The 15,500-nt window shown below is 36.6% G+C and carries 17 protein-coding genes; 3 read left to right on the top strand and 14 right to left on the bottom strand.

Annotated elements, in window-relative coordinates:
- Positions 1-54: 54 nt before the first annotated feature.
- The 8 genes from QFZ31_RS03725 to QFZ31_RS03690 form a co-directional block, all read right to left on the bottom strand.
- Entirely contained in the window at positions 55-1,167 is a 1,113-nt protein-coding gene (locus QFZ31_RS03725; RefSeq protein WP_307301000.1) for a sensor histidine kinase, read from the bottom strand.
- Complete coding sequence (vanR, locus tag QFZ31_RS03720) at positions 1,160-1,855, bottom strand: vancomycin resistance response regulator transcription factor, VanR-F/VanR-M family (RefSeq protein WP_307300998.1); 696 nt, start codon at positions 1,853-1,855, stop codon at positions 1,160-1,162. Before vanR ends, QFZ31_RS03725 begins: the two co-directional genes overlap by 8 nt.
- A gap of 145 nt (positions 1,856-2,000) precedes the next feature.
- On the bottom strand, positions 2,001-2,615 hold the full coding sequence (locus QFZ31_RS03715; protein WP_307300996.1) for a DedA family protein: 615 nt from the start codon (positions 2,613-2,615) through the stop codon (positions 2,001-2,003).
- Positions 2,616-2,744: 129 nt separating this feature from the next.
- Positions 2,745-3,269, bottom strand: a complete 525-nt coding sequence (locus QFZ31_RS03710) for a GNAT family N-acetyltransferase (RefSeq protein ID WP_307300994.1) — start codon at positions 3,267-3,269, stop codon at positions 2,745-2,747.
- A gap of 24 nt (positions 3,270-3,293) precedes the next feature.
- Positions 3,294-4,004 (bottom strand): YjjG family noncanonical pyrimidine nucleotidase, encoded by a 711-nt coding sequence (locus QFZ31_RS03705; protein ID WP_307300992.1) that lies wholly within the window; start codon positions 4,002-4,004, stop codon positions 3,294-3,296.
- Positions 4,005-4,025: 21 nt separating this feature from the next.
- The gene (locus QFZ31_RS03700) at positions 4,026-4,514 is read right to left on the bottom strand and encodes a DMT family transporter (protein ID WP_307300990.1); all 489 of its coding nucleotides are present in this window, start codon (positions 4,512-4,514) and stop codon (positions 4,026-4,028) included.
- A gap of 97 nt (positions 4,515-4,611) precedes the next feature.
- The gene (locus tag QFZ31_RS03695) at positions 4,612-5,310 is read right to left on the bottom strand and encodes a Crp/Fnr family transcriptional regulator (protein WP_307300989.1); all 699 of its coding nucleotides are present in this window, start codon (positions 5,308-5,310) and stop codon (positions 4,612-4,614) included.
- A gap of 33 nt (positions 5,311-5,343) precedes the next feature.
- Complete coding sequence (locus QFZ31_RS03690) at positions 5,344-5,769, bottom strand: DMT family transporter (RefSeq protein WP_307300987.1); 426 nt, start codon at positions 5,767-5,769, stop codon at positions 5,344-5,346.
- A gap of 266 nt (positions 5,770-6,035) precedes the next feature.
- On the opposite strand from QFZ31_RS03690, the gene QFZ31_RS03685 reads away from it, so the two are divergent.
- Entirely contained in the window at positions 6,036-7,103 is a 1,068-nt protein-coding gene (locus QFZ31_RS03685) for a sulfite oxidase (protein WP_307300985.1), read from the top strand.
- 242 nt (positions 7,104-7,345) lie between these two features.
- Here QFZ31_RS03685 and QFZ31_RS03680 read toward each other — a convergent pair whose 3' ends face one another.
- Positions 7,346-7,711, bottom strand: a complete 366-nt coding sequence (locus QFZ31_RS03680) for a hypothetical protein (RefSeq protein ID WP_307300983.1) — start codon at positions 7,709-7,711, stop codon at positions 7,346-7,348.
- Between the two features lie 478 nt (positions 7,712-8,189).
- Here QFZ31_RS03680 and QFZ31_RS03675 point away from each other — a divergent pair, with 478 nt between their 5' ends.
- Positions 8,190-9,200, top strand: a complete 1,011-nt coding sequence (locus QFZ31_RS03675; RefSeq protein WP_307300981.1) for a 2-oxoacid:acceptor oxidoreductase family protein — start codon at positions 8,190-8,192, stop codon at positions 9,198-9,200.
- Positions 9,201-9,218: 18 nt separating this feature from the next.
- The gene (locus tag QFZ31_RS03670) at positions 9,219-11,531 is read left to right on the top strand and encodes a thiamine pyrophosphate-dependent enzyme (RefSeq protein ID WP_307300980.1); all 2,313 of its coding nucleotides are present in this window, start codon (positions 9,219-9,221) and stop codon (positions 11,529-11,531) included.
- A gap of 431 nt (positions 11,532-11,962) precedes the next feature.
- On the opposite strand, the gene QFZ31_RS03665 is transcribed toward QFZ31_RS03670, so the two are convergent.
- From QFZ31_RS03665 to QFZ31_RS03645, 5 genes are all read right to left on the bottom strand, one after another.
- Positions 11,963-12,439, bottom strand: coding sequence for an AAA family ATPase (locus tag QFZ31_RS03665; RefSeq protein ID WP_307300979.1), 477 nt, complete (start codon positions 12,437-12,439; stop codon positions 11,963-11,965).
- A 297-nt stretch (positions 12,440-12,736) separates the two neighbouring features.
- Positions 12,737-13,114 (bottom strand): DUF3221 domain-containing protein, encoded by a 378-nt coding sequence (locus QFZ31_RS03660; RefSeq protein WP_307300978.1) that lies wholly within the window; start codon positions 13,112-13,114, stop codon positions 12,737-12,739.
- 244 nt (positions 13,115-13,358) lie between these two features.
- Positions 13,359-13,808, bottom strand: coding sequence for a DUF1569 domain-containing protein (locus QFZ31_RS03655; RefSeq protein WP_307300977.1), 450 nt, complete (start codon positions 13,806-13,808; stop codon positions 13,359-13,361).
- Positions 13,809-14,083: 275 nt separating this feature from the next.
- The gene (locus QFZ31_RS03650) at positions 14,084-14,836 is read right to left on the bottom strand and encodes a GNAT family N-acetyltransferase (RefSeq protein WP_307300975.1); all 753 of its coding nucleotides are present in this window, start codon (positions 14,834-14,836) and stop codon (positions 14,084-14,086) included.
- A 162-nt stretch (positions 14,837-14,998) separates the two neighbouring features.
- On the bottom strand, positions 14,999-15,382 hold the full coding sequence (locus QFZ31_RS03645; protein WP_307300974.1) for a YkvA family protein: 384 nt from the start codon (positions 15,380-15,382) through the stop codon (positions 14,999-15,001).
- Between the last annotated feature and the right edge of the window lie 118 nt (positions 15,383-15,500).

The raw sequence follows: 15,500 nt of genomic DNA, 5'->3' as shown, positions 1-15,500 counted from the left end.
AGGAAAAACTATTTAAATAAAAAGTGGGGTAAAGTTTAAATTTTTCTTAAGTTTTCACTCTAATTGTTCATCCACGCTCACTTGGGGTAAACGAACTTCAAATACCGTACGAATAAAATTGCTTTCTACAGTAATGGTCCCATTATGCTGCTCAACAATATTCTTCGCTATGAATAAACCAAGACCCGTACTATTTTCTTGATGTGTTCGAGCCTTATCACCGGTATAAAACATTTCAAAGATATGCGGAAGTTCATTAGGTGGAATGAAGTCTCCATAATTTACGATCTGAACTACTACTTCCCCTTTTTCAATAAAACCATTGATATCGACATACTGACCATCAATTCCATATCGGTTTGCGTTGGTTAACAGGTTTTCAAACACACGTGCTAACAGTTCTCCATCACCTAAAATAGATAGAGCGGGCAGAATATTGATACGCGCAATCAAATCATTTTTTTCAAAGACTGGATACATTTCTTCCTTTAATTGATAAAGCAAGTCACTTACATTAAGCGGCTTTTTCTCAATATGTAACATTCCATAATTCATTCTAGTAATTTCAAATAATTCATCAATCAAACGTTCTAAACGCTGAGATTTTGTAAAGGCAATGGTTAAATAATGTTTGGCCTGAACCTTCGTCAATTTTTCATCCTTAAGGATTAAATCCAAATACCCGATAACGGAGGTAAGTGGCGTACGTAAATCATGGGCCAAATTGACCACTAATTGATCCTTGCTACTTTCCGAAAAATCACCTCTTAAAATCGCTTCTTCTAATTTTTCACTTGCGAGATTAATATCCTGTGCAATAGCACTAAATTCATCATTGGATTGGATCGTAACCTGCTGTTTAAAGTCTCCACGCGCGAGATTGTGGATTCCATTTGAAATCTCATTAAAATACGCAGTATAAGGCTTAGTGAGTAAATAGAAAAAAAGAATAGAAAGCGGAATAAATATTATTAAGAAGAAATTTATGTCACCAATTGTACTTATATAAATTCGAAGCCACGACAGCGGATCTCCCCACTCGACCCAATTGTGATAGTACCATTGAAGTCCCTTATAAATAATGAATGTTATGATACCAGCAGACAGCATGCTTAAGCCAAATAATAGAACCATTCTAGAACGGAAACTTCGTGCAATCTTAACCATTGAATGTATACCCGACTCCCCACACTGTTTTGATTAATTTGTTTTTCCGTTTATCTTCTTCCAGTTTTTTTCGCAACGTACGTATATGGACCATTACGGTATTAGCCCCTTCATAGTATGCTTCGCCCCATACCTGTTGAAAAATATTTTCCACACTGAACACTTTCTTTGGCTGCCGTGCTAATAAATATAGAATGTCAAATTCCTTTGGCGTTAAGTCGATGGATTCACCATATAGAGTTACGTTCCTCTGTTCAGGAGAAATAATTAATCCGCCAAATTCCAAGCCAGAAGTTTGATTCACTTTAGGTTGATTCAACTTCATAAATCGGCGCAGCTGTGCATTTACTCGAGCAACCAATTCAATGGGAGTGAAGGGTTTCGTCATATAATCATCTGCTCCAATCACCAAACCGTGGACCTTGTCAAAATCAGATGTTTTAGCACTCAAAAAAATGATCGGCATGTTGTGTTGTTCACGAATATTGCGGGTTACTTCATAACCATCCAGTTTCGGCATCATGATATCCAAAATAACTAAATCAATTGATTGAGTCTGGATTACGGCTATAGCTTCCTCCCCGTCCAATGCTTTAAAAACACGATACCCTTCCTTTTCTAAATGGATGGCAATTAAATTGGCGATCTCTTCTTCATCATCTGCAACTAAAATCGATATACTTTTCATCTATACACTCCTATTACATTCCATTCATTAAAAATTATAATGGATTGTTTATAGCTTAGGAAGTTTTAACCTAATTCCATCCATTATACTTCGCCAATGTAAAAAGAAAAAACACCCTTTTCAGGTGTTTTTAGTGTAAGGATATCTAACTCATCAGATTTTGTTTCATTAATTTCTTTTGCTGACGATAACCGAAAAATTTAATACCCAAATAAATCAAAGTAATGAATCCAAACAAAATTAATAGTAATAGTTGATAATCCTTTACTGTATTCATAACGCTGCTGAAATCACCTGGATAAAAATGACCAAAACTTAAAAATAGGAAGGTGGACGGAGCAATACCGATCATGGTAAGTAGTGTATAGGTTCGAAGTTTCATATGTGAAATTCCCGCTAAAAAAGGGACAAAATTCCCTAAATGAAGCGGGCTCGATATGGCAACACTCCAAACTCCATTCTTGCTAAAAGCCTTCCTAGCCTTTGTTAATTTTTCTCTTTTTGCATCACTCAACCGGTCTTCTACAGATTTACCGAATTTATACCCAATAAAATAAGGAATCCAACTCCCTATCGCATATATGAAGCTGCCTGCTAATGAGATCCATATCATCTCGAACCAGGTCAAATCTAAAATAAATCCCACTGTTACCATGATGAACGAGCCGATAAAGGGAAGAGCACTCCCTTCAATAAATAAGGATATGAACACTCCCCATATCCCCCATTCTTTGATAAGGGACAATATTGATTCAGTCATACTTCTCACTCCACTATATAATGTAATTATAGTATAGTAGAGTTTTTTCATGACCAGAAGATACTGAAGTAGTAAGTTTATCTAAGTCTTGAGGTGTAGATGACTATGTAGGACCAAAATGGTCCTATCCTATTTTCGTAAAACAGTAATAAAACCATCAAAAATAGTATGACTTACAGAGAATCCTTTACGTTTATAGAATTCTAAGGCGTTATCATTTCCATTTGAAACGAAAATAAAGTAATCATCAACATCATCAAATTGCTTCATCCAATCCAATGACATATGGAAGAGCTTGGAACCAATCCCATATTGTCTATACTCTTCTTTAATGTAAAATTGGGAAAGACAAGCTACATTCTTTTGTTGAACTGAGGATAAGCCAAAAAAAGTTGCGAAATCGTTTGAATATGCTTCCTTTGGAGAAATATTGGAGTAGACGTAAGCTACAATTTTCTCACCATCTTTGACGATAACCGTGTAATTGCGTAATGCACTTTTTACAGAAGGAACCATTCGAGTGTCAAAATTCATATTATCAAATAACTCGGGGGTTATATGAGCTTTAGATTTTTGAAAGGCCATTAGTTCATTACATAAATCTCTACAGTATTCAATTTCTTCATCGGTAATGATTTCATATTTTAACTCCATATCCCCCACTCCTTTAAAATCAGATTAACAGGCACCTATTTTATCTCGTACACTTAATATTTGTTTTAACTCTTCTAGTTTGTGAATTTGATAGGTCGGACTACTATCAGAATTGTTCGGTTTCATGTTTGGATTAAACCAGCATGTATCCATCCCGGCCAGCTCCCCGCCGATAATATCCGCACTTAACGAATCTCCGATAATTAGTGCTTGGTTCACATCAAAATGAGGAATTCTTGCAAAAACATAATCGAAAAATTCCTTCATTGGCTTTTGGAAACCTGTATCCTCGGAAACGAAGATACCTTTGAATAGTGAATGTAACCCTGAAGCACGTAACCGTTTATCCTGTGTGCTAGACACACCATTAGTAACAATATATAAATCATATTGGGAACTTAGTTCTGTTATCAGTTCAAAAGCGCCGTTCACCAATTGATGTCCTTGTTCTAAGAATGATCGATAATTTTTTTCTAGTATGGTCCCATCGACTTCTTTTCCATATTGATTAAAAAGAAGAGAAAAGCGTGTATTGACAACCTCGTCCCGGCTCAATTCTCCTTCTTCAAACCTCTTCCAAAGACCTTGATTTATTGTTTTATATTTCTCTTCTATGTCGGAAGTAAGCGGAATATTCTGCTCCTCGAAAAGGAGTTGTAACGCTAACTTTTCTGCTGCAGCAAAATCCAATAAAGTATCATCTACATCAAAAAACAATGTTTTATATTCTTTCAAAAGTATCTCTCCATCCTGTGTTTACTTTTCTGCATGGACACTTTTTAAGCCAGTAGGCATTTTAGCCGACTTAGGTTCACCGCTGATTTTAAAAATAAGAATGCCAGCAACAATGACTAATACACCTATTAATTGCTTAGTGGTAAAAGGTACCTTTTCAATTCCCATCCAGCCAAATGTATCGAACAATAATGCAAATCCCAGCTGTGATGAAAGCATAATTGAAATTGCATAGGTTGGACCAAGCAGCTTTATACCTTTCACGACACAGGTTACTACTCCAATTCCTATTAACCCGCTGAACCAGTACCATGTCTTCATATTTTGTAATTCAAACAGTTGGATACCTTCGAACAAAAAACCTAGAGTAAATGAAGCTACAAATCCTAAACCTAGCACTAATGTAGTGGTTGTCCATGAACCAGCGTGTTCCCCTGTTTTACTATTGAATATGTTTTGCAGACTGACTAAAGATCCAGCCAGTATCGCAAATAAAATTCCTAGAATCATATCTGATACACTCCAATGTGTAATATTTTAATAGAAGCTCATGGATGACTGCAAGCTGAACGAATCCAAGTGCTTCGTTCAGCTTGCAGTCATCTATTTACTCGTAAATATTGCCTCCGGCTATAGTTTTTAAGGCTTCTCTGTCTTTAATAAGAATGAAACCTTTACTGCGCTCCACCAATCCATCGGAACAAAACTGCTTAATAACCCGATTAAGATGACGATAGCTGGTCCCGATAAGGTTTGCCGTATCGGTCAAGCTAGTGGTACTAAGCTGCCCAGTAAATAATGATTCATTATCATCTTGGGTAACCGACAGTAAATAACTGGCTAAACGAACCTCAACTGGATACATCAAATTGAAGCTCATTGAATTATTCTTCAAATAAAACTTTTCGGTAATAACTTTTAAAATAAATTGCAGAAATGGCGAAAAATCATTTGTGAATTTTTTCAAGTTAGTATGTTGCACACCGATCATATAGACCGATGAAACAGCCTCCACCGTATTGATGGTATCGATTTCCTGCACATATTCAATATCACCTATCACTTCAATCGCAGATTTAAAAGATAAAATAAGTGTTTTCCCTTCGGCTGAAGTGGTGTAGATTTTTATTTTACCTTTTACCAGGACATACAAATACTTGGATGGTTCACCTTGGGATAAGATAAGTTCTCCTTGCTCGCAGTGATATAAAGACAAATAGGGCATGATTGCTTCATTAAATATGGTTTCTAGTTGGTGAGCCTGCAAATAGGACTGCACTAACTTAGGATCTTTTATTTCTTTCATATTTCCGCCTCCAGCATGGGCCAATTTGTTGCATCAAAACTGTAGTATGGCCACACCCACGATCATCATCGCAATTCCTACAAACTGAGGTAACCTCATCTTCTGTTTCGGAATACCAAACCAGCCTTTACCATCAATTAAAAAGGTCAAACATAACTGTGCTATTAATAGGACGGAAATCGAAAGGGTAACACCTACGTATTCAATGGATGCGACATTACTAAAGATAATAATTGCTGCAAAAGCACCACTAGTCAAGTATAGGGGTTTTACATTCTTTAACTTTTTCCAATTCTTATCTCTTGTAAACATCAAGATCAGCAAACTTAGCAGAAATCCCGTGAATTGTGTAATGGATGCTGTCTGCCACGTGCCAATATCTTGGCTAATACGGGTATTTGCTACACCCTGCAGCGTAATAAAAGCCCCGCCTAAAAATGCAAATAAACTCCCTTTCATCGCTCTTCTCTCCAATTTATCTAGATTTATAATCTAATTAAATGATAAATCATCAGATCTCTGTTAGGACATATGTCCTCAATATTGAAAATCAAGCTTATTTTAGCAAAAAAATATCCCTTTAATAAAAGGGAAAAACAATAACTATTCTACATTTACTCTGAAAATACCTTGTATCGAGCTAGCCCTCTTTTGACGTTTTGTTACACCTATTTTAATCAAGTAAAACATACGGTAGTAGTGACTGCTATTTAAAGGAGGAAATTATGGCTGATCCAAACCATCACCTTGAGAAGCCGTATTTAGTAACACGCAGGTTGCAGCCTGAGAATCAGGAAACACCGATTCAATTTATTGAAAATGATATTATCCAAACCCCTTTATTTTATCGGCGAAACCACTTTTCTTATCCAAAGCTTTCCTATTCAAACTACTTTCTCCCTATAAATGGGATGGTTACTACCCCCTTACTGATTTCTATGCAATCAATCCTTCAGCTACCCTCAAAAACCGTTGAAGTTGTTCTCGAATGTTCCGGAAATAAGCGCAGCCTATTTGAGCCCAAAGTGTTTGGCGAACAATGGGGTAAGGGAGCAATGAGCCAAGGCGTTTGGAAAGGTGTTCCCTTACGTACTTTGCTTGAAATTTCCGGAATAAAAGAAGCCGCTAAAGAGGTTGTGGTAGAAGGATATGATTTCGGAGTAAGAACGGACTTAGACAAGGTATTCTCTTATACTAGGAGTTTACCTTTAAAGAAGGCCTTACATCCTGATACCATTATCGCCTATGAATATAATAAACAACCTTTATCCTTTAAACATGGATTTCCATTCAGATTAATCGTTCCACAATGGTATGGTATGGCTTCAGTGAAATGGATTAAACAAATAAGTGTAATTGGTACTCCTTTTAATGGACCTTTCCAGAACATTGACTATATGTATTATCCAAATCAAAATAATGACGATGGTGCTCATCCTGTTACAACCATAAATGTAAATTCCACGATTCAAAAACCGTTAGATATGGCGAAGATAAATACTGGTAAACATGTTATAAAAGGCATCGCCTGGACAGGTAAAGGAAATATTACACATGTCGAAATCAGCACTGATAACGGACACACATGGTCCGAGGCGCAAGTATTTGATTCGAAATCTAGCTACAAATGGGCTTCTTGGTCATATGAGTGGAATGCAGTTGAAAAAGGTATATTTAGCATTATGTCAAAAGCAACAGATTCTAGTGGTCAAACTCAGCCCATTAAACCTTATTGGAATAGAAATGGGTATGGATATAATGCAATTGACCACATTAAGGTAATGGTTGAATAGGAAAGCAGAGCAGGAAATGGATTCCCTGCTCTGCTTATATAGTATTATAGACTCCCTATGTCTATTTAGATTAAAGAATACCTATTGGAATATTGTTGCCATGGGGGTTATTCAACCCAAGGGAAATAAATATGTAATTAATTGGTTCAATATGATTGGCGTTGGTATTCTATTACATTTGTGTTTTTATTTTTTCCTAATGGAAAACTGAGAAAGAGTTTGGACGTATACCAAACTCTTTTCTAATTGTCTTTCAACATCTCATCCACCGTCATTTTCATAGAATAAATCACTGTTTTTTTATAATGGGCAGCTAGGAGAAGGACTCTTATTTGCTGCGAGCGAGATAATTGTTTAAATCGAGGCTCTTGTTTTAAAAAGGAACGTACAATGGACCAGCTAGATGGCATTAATGGAAAGTCATCCAGCGGTTGTTTTCTACGAAAGCGATGAAACCAGGATGGTGATTCGAGAGACGGACTTTTATCGACGATACAAGGAGCATAGATACTTTTTGTATGTTTGCGAAGGGATTCATAACGATCTTGACCGCTAATAATGGTATAGTTGTTATCCTTCCGGTTTTTTCTGACAACCAAAACAAACATACAGTCCCACATCAATCTTTGAAGTCGTTTAATGTGTTCCGTTACTTTCAATGATACGTCAGGTTTAATTTTGTTCAGGGGTATATATTGAATGGTAAACTTCAGATAAATCCCCTCCTGCTCGTTGAATTTCTTACCTTAACTTTGTACTCACAATAGGATTGGATAAATATTAGTTTTTCATGTCTATTTCCCTTTAGTATTATATGAATGTACTGGGCACAAGTGACCTACAAACATCCTTCCATTTGTTTTCATTCTTGTCCTTCTCTTTTGTTATATAACATATTTATCACTGTTATATATCACAAACAGGTTTCACCTATCTGATAAAACCAACTCCAAATGTGTTCCTCCATTTGAATACAAAAATCTGTTGTAATTGTTTTGGTGTCCTGTTACAATTAAAATAATTTAATTTATAGAATATTTATAATATTCTATATTAAACTCCGTTTTATAGATAGGAGGAATACTTATGTCAAAATTGCCGAAAAAAAATGAATTAGGTTTTTTTGAAATCCGCCTTGAGTCCATCGGCGGGTTAGGAGCTAATCTGGCTGGAAAAATGCTTTCAGAGGATGGAGTTGTTGGAAACGGACTGAATGGAGTCGGTTTTTCATCATACGGTTCAGAGAAAAAAGGTTCCCCAGTAAAAGCACACATTCGTTTCTGCGAACCAGAAACAAACATTCGAGACACCACACCAATAGAACGCCCTCATGTTGTCGGCATTTTCCATGATGCCCTTTTTAAAACCATCGACTGCACAAGCGGGATATACCCTGACAGCACGATCTTAGTAAACTCACAAAAATCCCCAGACGAACTTAAAAATCTCATGAAAATTGCTGGCGGAACTATAGCCATCATAGATGCCACTGGTATCGCGTTAGAAGAACAAACAAAAGCCAACACTGCAATGCTCGGTGCTCTGTATCGTATCTTGGACTTTTTAGATCCAGAATCGATGAGACAAACAATCCGCCGTACCTTTGAAAAAAAATACCCACATTTGGTTGAACCAAATATTCGTACATTCGACCGTGGATTTACTGAAGTCGAATTTAAAACATATCTTCCTGAAGATGGCATCGAACCTAAACCTTTTTCACGGCCAGAACCTGTTCTTGGTTATGAAACTCAGGCGATTGGCGGTATGATAACCAATCCAGGTAACAGCATACTAAAAGATTTAAGTATTTCACGCGCAGGTATGCTCCCTCATTTTCATGAGGAGAAATGTATTAATTGCGCTGCATGTGATACAGCCTGCCCTGATTTTTGCTTTGTATGGGAGGAAAAGCCAGACAAAAAAGGTCGACCACAAATGTTTCTCAGTGGTATTGACTATCAATATTGTAAAGGCTGCTTGAAGTGTGTAACCGCCTGTCCGGTGGAAGCGCTATCAGGCGAACGAGAATATAATGATGGTTATGCGGATAAAAACCGTGTTCCCCATTTATTCGATTTAGTAATTCAAAACTAAGGAAAGGACGGAATCTAAATGTCCATTGAAATAAACCAAGAAAATCTCAAAACTGAATTGGGTACCGTTGAACAAAGTTTTGTTTTTGAATCTGGTAACGAAATGGCTGCCTATGCTGCCCACCAAATTAATTATCATGTAATGGGTTACTTCCCTATTTCCCCATCAACAGAGGTTGCTCAATTCCTTGATGGAATGAAATCCCGAGGCGAACATGATATCGTTTTGATTCCAGCAGATGGTGAACACGGTTCTGCAGGTATCTGCTACGGGGCTTCAACTGGCGGCGGCAGAGTTTTTAATGCCACTAGCGCGAACGGATTCCTTTATATGTTAGAGCAGCTTCCAGTACAATCCGGAACCCGTTTTCCGATGGTATTAAATTTAGTAAACCGCTCTGTTTCAGGTCCTTTAAATATCCATGGTGATCATTCTGATTTATATTTCGGTCTGAATACGGGATGGCCCATCTTAATGGCCCGCGATCCACAGATTGTCTATGATATGAACATTATTGCGATTAAATTAGCAGAAGATCCAGAAGTCAGACTCCCTGTTATCGTTTCTTTTGACGGGTATTTTACTTCCCACCAAAAACGTCGTGTTCAGGTAATTAAAAATAGAAGTGATGTCCAAAAATTTATCGGCGAACCGCCAAGAAACTTCCCTCATGCTTTAGATCGTGAGAATCCAGTTACCATAGGGCCATATATGAATGAACCTGACTATATTAATAACTGCTACCAACAATCAGAAGCAATGTATAATGCGGAAGCAGTATTCGAGCGAATTTCGAAAGAATATGCAGAATTAACTGGACGTGAATATCCGATCTTAGATTTATATCGAATGGAGGATGCTGAGGTAGCAGTATTTATGTTAAATTCAGCTGCTGAGGTTTGTAAGGACGTTGTCGACCGCCTCCGTTTGAAAGGGATTAAAGCAGGTGTCATTTCACCAAATATGATACGTCCTTTCCCTCAAAAACAAATAGCGGAAGCCTTGAAAAACGTAAAAGCTGTTACAGTCGGTGACCGTGCAGATTCATACGGGGCGCATGGCGGAAACATGGCCCTGGAATTAAGAGCTGCACTACAAACGGTTGGAAATGCTCATACAAAGGTGATCAACCGAATTTACGGATTGGGCGGAAAAGACTTTTATGCCGATGACGCTGAACACTTTTTCGAGTTAGCTTTAGAAGCTGCCGAAAAAGGATTTGCTGAGAAGCCTTTTGACTATTTTGGGCATAATCCCGGCAACGTAGAATTTGCTCCAAAACGTGTTTTGAATCCGATGAAAAAAGAAGACCTAAATACCGGTTTAATCACGGTCACTCCTGATGAAAAAACGGGTGAACTGAAAGTGAAAATTCCACCTATGCGGAGTTTAACGAAAAAGCCAAAAAGATTGGCTTCCGGCCACGGGGCTTGCCCTGGCTGCGGTATATTCTCTGGACTGGAGTTGTTTTTCAAAGGAATTGAAGGTGACATCGTTGCATTATTCCACACTGGATGTGCTATGGTTGTAACTACTGGTTTCCCTTATAGCTCACATAAAGCAACATATATCCATAACCTTTTCCAAAATGGCTCTGCCACTCTTTCTGGTCTTGTGGAAATGTTCCATGAAAGGAAGCGACGCGGAGAATTAGCAGAACTTGGTCTAAGTGATGACTTTACTTTCGTGATGGTTACAGGTGACGGGGGTATGGACATCGGAATGGGTCCAGCGATTGGGACCGCATTGCGCAACCATAAAATGATTATTCTTGAGTATGATAATGAAGGTTATATGAATACTGGAAGCCAGCTGTCCTACTCTACTCCTATGGGACATATGACGAGTACTTCCAATATTGGCGGGTTCCAAAATGGAAAGCCATTCCACCACAAGGATACTGCTCAAATAATGGCAGCTACCCATATTCCTTATGTATTTACCGGTACGGAAGCTTTCGATCGCGACCTTTTAAAGAAAGCAGCAAAAGCCCAGTGGTATGCCAATAATGAAGGCTTGGTTTATGGCAAAATATTAATTACTTGTCCATTGAACTGGAAATCAAAGGATGAATTAGGACAGACGATTGTTGAGGCTGCTGTTAACTCCTGCTTCTTCCCTCTTTATGAGGTTGAGCATGGAATTACAACCGTTACCTATAATCCTGAAGAGAAAAATAAACGGTTAGCTGTATCCGAATGGCTGAAGCTGATGGGTAAAACGAAACATTTACTCAATGAAAATAGTAAAGACATGTTAGAGATGTTTGATAAAGAAGTTGATCGCCGTTGGAATATGCTTAAGGCGAAGCATGAAAGTCCTTATCTATAAAAGAAACAGTCCCAAGTACTAGTTTAGTGCTTGGGACTGTTTCTTTTTTACAATTAGCTCTTCTCAGTCAAGTCCCAAATGTTGCCTAATACAGCTACACTTAAGTACTTTTTTGAAACAATTATAAGTTAATTTGTGTGATTAGCCATGGTTTAGAACTTTAAAATGACACTCAATCAAAAAAACTAAAAGGGAAGCTGGAAACAGAAGATGTGTAATTCCTTTATTGCGAATAATCCATCGCCAAAAAAGATAACTTTTGTGTAATTCAATGTCAAGGATATGGTAAATGAACATGTATATAATAGGAGAAAAACGATAATTTTATAGCTCCGTTAAACATCAATAAAAAGTGGCGATTTAAATACAAAAAAATAGACCATCATCGATGGTCTTCTTCAACTAAAGCACCCGTTAGTTCAAGTATTGTATTACTCAAGCTCCTCTGGTGAAGGTCGCTCGAAGATTTGTATCCACTCTTTAAGTTTAGCTTCGGGAATAACAAAAGTCGCTTCTGGTTTCTGAGCATTTCTAGTCCTTAAACGTTCAAATAGCTCCTCTTCTGATATATCATTAAAATGGATTTTAAAGTCAGCTCCTAGTTCCTTGGCACGAGAACGAAACTCATCCCGTTCACTTCTACTCCAGAATCCAAAATCTAGAATAACATCAACACCAAGAACTATAATTCTAGCTGCAACATCCCACATCAGAGATTCCACTGCTTCATGTCTAGCATTGTGTATTGCTTCGTCCGATTCCGTCATGTTATACCCGAAATCATGACCTAATCGCGTATGCCATTCATCGGGAGTAAGTCGAAGTGCGGAATATTTTTTTTCAAGTTTGCGAGCAAGGGTAGTCTTACCACTACAGGGGAGACCGACCATTAAATGGAGGATTGACATGTAATACCATCTCCTTTTCTATAATAATAAATATGCAATATTCTTGAATTAACCTGCCACGTTAGTTCAACAAGAAAGAGCTGCCATTATGACAGCACTGATCTTGTTTAACTAAAGCACCCGTTAGTTTAAGTACATTTCTTCACAAACTGCCCTTTTTTAATACAGTAATGCTGTCTCATTGGCTAAAAAGGAAAATTCTTTACTTTCCAGATGGATTAGCTCAATAATAAATTAACAAAAAGGCGGTTTATCCTTCCTGGAACAACACCCGTAAGCTTACAAGGGCTTTCTACTTTAATTCTTGCTATCTTTGATTTCAATCTTTAACCCTTTGATTTTTGGTGGATATGATTCAAGAATAGGTCCACCATACCAAACTGTTACATTCTGACCTACTTCTAATTCGTCTAATATTGTTTCCTCATCTACTCCTACGTCTATTAACGTACCTGTATTAAATATTTGGTGAGCCTGTGTCACTTCAAGTAAAAAGCCCATGTTAGATGTTTGTTTTTTAACGTACCCCTCAATACCAGGACCAGTAATTTCTTCACTGTTGGCTACCTTTTCATCATCGCTCTTTTTAGTATCATTGCTATCATTGTTCGAGCAACCTACAATGATAACTAAAAGGCTAGCTACCACTAATGAGACTGTTTTTTTTCTTAACATAAAATCCCCTCCATTTAAACTGACGAGAAAATTATGAATTTAGTGTCATCCTTCTTCAACTATCCTGCATGTAAGTACAGCAAGAAAAAAGGCTGCCGTAGCAAACCTTTGTTTAACTCAAGCACCCTTTAGTTGAAGAAAGAATTTTCTTTTTAACAATTAGGTAATTATTTATTTCTAAGCCGTTAAGGCATTTCGTTACTTTTCTCTTTGGTCAACTTTTATTTATATTTCTAAAAACTAACTAAACTCCAAACTGTTTTAAATGATGGTCAAGGTGCTTGTATATTCCTTTTCCCCATTGCTCGGAAGTAAGTTTACCGAAAAAAGGATGTGGATTAGTCGTACACTTCTCTGGACCATTATTTTGGAAAGTTATAATTTTTTGTTTCAGTTTTTCCTTCTCTGTTTCAAATTCTTTTTCATCTACAATCAAAATGGTCGGAATTGTGGACATATTTTGGGCTAATGGCTTGTCGTTATAAAAAATTGGTTTCACAAAGTGTCCTATTAATATTCCTAACCAACCTCTCGCTGGAAAAGAATGTCCCATTGCAATGTCTTGAAAGGATGAGCAATGTGCTAGCATTTGGGCAACATCCATTTTACCCCATTGGGGTTTTGAAATTGGGCTTAATTTGTCAATACGGTTTAAAATTTCCTCTGAATGCAATTGATTAAAAATATTTTTCATTTGTGCATCTCCCTTTGCCAATCTACCTCTACATCACCCAAAAAATCCATTTATTCTGTTCTGCTTCTTTAGATAGCAATTTTCTCCAAAATCTCAAAACAATAATAACATAATAAACCAATTTTGTTCGAAAATCTTATTCCATTAAATTGCCCGATTGTTGAAAAAAAGCTAATGACGATTGTTCAACTAAACTGCACCTTTAGTGGAATAAGAAAAAAGCCTTACTCCTTATTGAAGTAAAGCACCCCGTTAGTTGAAGAAATATCAAAGAGTTATTCTTTTATTCTATACCAATATCTGTATATTTCCTTAAACCCTAATTTAGAGTAAAGTTTTAATGCTGGAGCGTTATTTAACATAACTTGAAGGTATGCATAATTTGCTCCATTATCCTTACCCCATTTTAAAATATTTTGAATAAGTTTACTTCCATAACCTCTATTTCTATACTTTTCGGTAGTCACTATATCAAATAACCCTATGTATTCACGTTCTAAAACACACATCCCACAAGCAAGTATTTCATTGTTATCATCACATAACAAAAAATAACAAGTCTTAGGGATGATATTTCTTAACATTTGCTTTAATGTTGGTTGGTCTTTTTCACCTACATTATTTAAATTACAAAAATTTGTGAACCAATCGTCTTGTAAATGGTTATAAACAATGGCATTATGTTTTATTTCAACATCTAGGTCTTTCAACGATAAACCTTGAACACTTGTCAAACTGTCAAGGAAATATCCTTTTTTATCGAGTGTTCTATCTAAATTTTCAGGTGATACCTGTCGCGTCATTTTATAAACAATCTTTAAATTTCTTTTGCGATACATTTGTTCAGCATTCTCTATTTTGTTATTTAAATCTTCATTTGAAAAATAAATAGGATTGATTGAATTTGCTCTTTTTGTATATCCATCGGCAAATCGTAATATCCATCCATCATAAACATTCATTTGTATCGCAGGTAAAGCATTCATTGATAATTCCTCTATTTTTTGTATCAATTTCTTTGTGGTCATTCTTACTCCTCCCTTTCGAATATAACGCATAATAATTCGTATTAATATATAATTATACATTTTAGTTTAATATTCCTTCTTTTCACTCTTCAACTAAACTGCCCGTTAGTTGAACAAGAAAAAAAGTCGTCGCAGCGACCGTTTGTGAAACATAAGCACCCGTTAGCTGAAGAAGGTATAAATTTTTATAATAGCCCAAATTAAAATTAAACCCCAAATCAATACTATTATTGAACCGACTATCCAATTCTTCGGCTTACTGTTTTTCATCATTTCTTCTGCCTTAACTTCACAGTCAGATATTACACTCTTTGGTACCATCCTTAACGCAATCATTATCCCTAATGGAACGAGAATTACATCGTCTAAGTAGCCAAGAATGGGTATAAAATCAGGTATTAGGTCAATCGGACTGAATGCATAAGCTACAACACAAGCAGTAAATAATTTAGCATACCAAGGGACTCTTTCATCTTTATAAGCACAGTAAAGAATGAATATCTGCCGTTTTAAATTCCTCGCCCAAGCCTTAATTTTCTTAAACATTTTATCTCCTAATAATAGTTAAGATTTTATTTCCATTATAACAAATAGGATGGATTGTTATTGCACTAACCTGCATCTTTAGTTCAATAACAAAAAAGCCACCAAATTGGCAGCTTGA

The sequence above is a fragment of the Neobacillus niacini genome, assembly GCF_030817595.1.
GTDB lineage: Bacteria > Bacillota > Bacilli > Bacillales > Cytobacillaceae > Neobacillus > Neobacillus niacini_G.
The sequence above is the reverse complement of the archived record's forward strand: the minus strand, read 5'-3'. Positions and strand labels throughout refer to the sequence as shown.

Excerpts from the sequence above, each read along its gene's own strand:
- vanR (WP_307300998.1), bottom strand. The coding sequence starts at position 1,855 with ATGAAAAGTATATCGATTTTAGTTGCAGATGATGAAGAAGAGATCGCC.
- QFZ31_RS03670 (WP_307300980.1), top strand. The coding sequence starts at position 9,219 with ATGTCCATTGAAATAAACCAAGAAAATCTCAAAACTGAATTGGGTACC.
- QFZ31_RS03685 (WP_307300985.1), top strand. The coding sequence starts at position 6,036 with ATGGCTGATCCAAACCATCACCTTGAGAAGCCGTATTTAGTAACACGC.
- QFZ31_RS03645 (WP_307300974.1), bottom strand. The coding sequence starts at position 15,382 with ATGTTTAAGAAAATTAAGGCTTGGGCGAGGAATTTAAAACGGCAGATA.
- QFZ31_RS03690 (WP_307300987.1), bottom strand. The coding sequence starts at position 5,769 with ATGAAAGGGAGTTTATTTGCATTTTTAGGCGGGGCTTTTATTACGCTG.
- QFZ31_RS03725 (WP_307301000.1), bottom strand. The coding sequence starts at position 1,167 with ATGGTTAAGATTGCACGAAGTTTCCGTTCTAGAATGGTTCTATTATTT.
- QFZ31_RS03655 (WP_307300977.1), bottom strand. The coding sequence starts at position 13,808 with ATGAAAAATATTTTTAATCAATTGCATTCAGAGGAAATTTTAAACCGT.
- QFZ31_RS03665 (WP_307300979.1), bottom strand. The coding sequence starts at position 12,439 with ATGTCAATCCTCCATTTAATGGTCGGTCTCCCCTGTAGTGGTAAGACT.
- QFZ31_RS03695 (WP_307300989.1), bottom strand. The coding sequence starts at position 5,310 with ATGAAAGAAATAAAAGATCCTAAGTTAGTGCAGTCCTATTTGCAGGCT.
- QFZ31_RS03715 (WP_307300996.1), bottom strand. The coding sequence starts at position 2,615 with ATGACTGAATCAATATTGTCCCTTATCAAAGAATGGGGGATATGGGGA.
- QFZ31_RS03675 (WP_307300981.1), top strand. The coding sequence starts at position 8,190 with ATGTCAAAATTGCCGAAAAAAAATGAATTAGGTTTTTTTGAAATCCGC.
- QFZ31_RS03650 (WP_307300975.1), bottom strand. The coding sequence starts at position 14,836 with ATGACCACAAAGAAATTGATACAAAAAATAGAGGAATTATCAATGAAT.
- QFZ31_RS03710 (WP_307300994.1), bottom strand. The coding sequence starts at position 3,269 with ATGGAGTTAAAATATGAAATCATTACCGATGAAGAAATTGAATACTGT.
- QFZ31_RS03660 (WP_307300978.1), bottom strand. The coding sequence starts at position 13,114 with ATGTTAAGAAAAAAAACAGTCTCATTAGTGGTAGCTAGCCTTTTAGTT.
- QFZ31_RS03700 (WP_307300990.1), bottom strand. The coding sequence starts at position 4,514 with ATGATTCTAGGAATTTTATTTGCGATACTGGCTGGATCTTTAGTCAGT.
- QFZ31_RS03680 (WP_307300983.1), bottom strand. The coding sequence starts at position 7,711 with ATGTTTGTTTTGGTTGTCAGAAAAAACCGGAAGGATAACAACTATACC.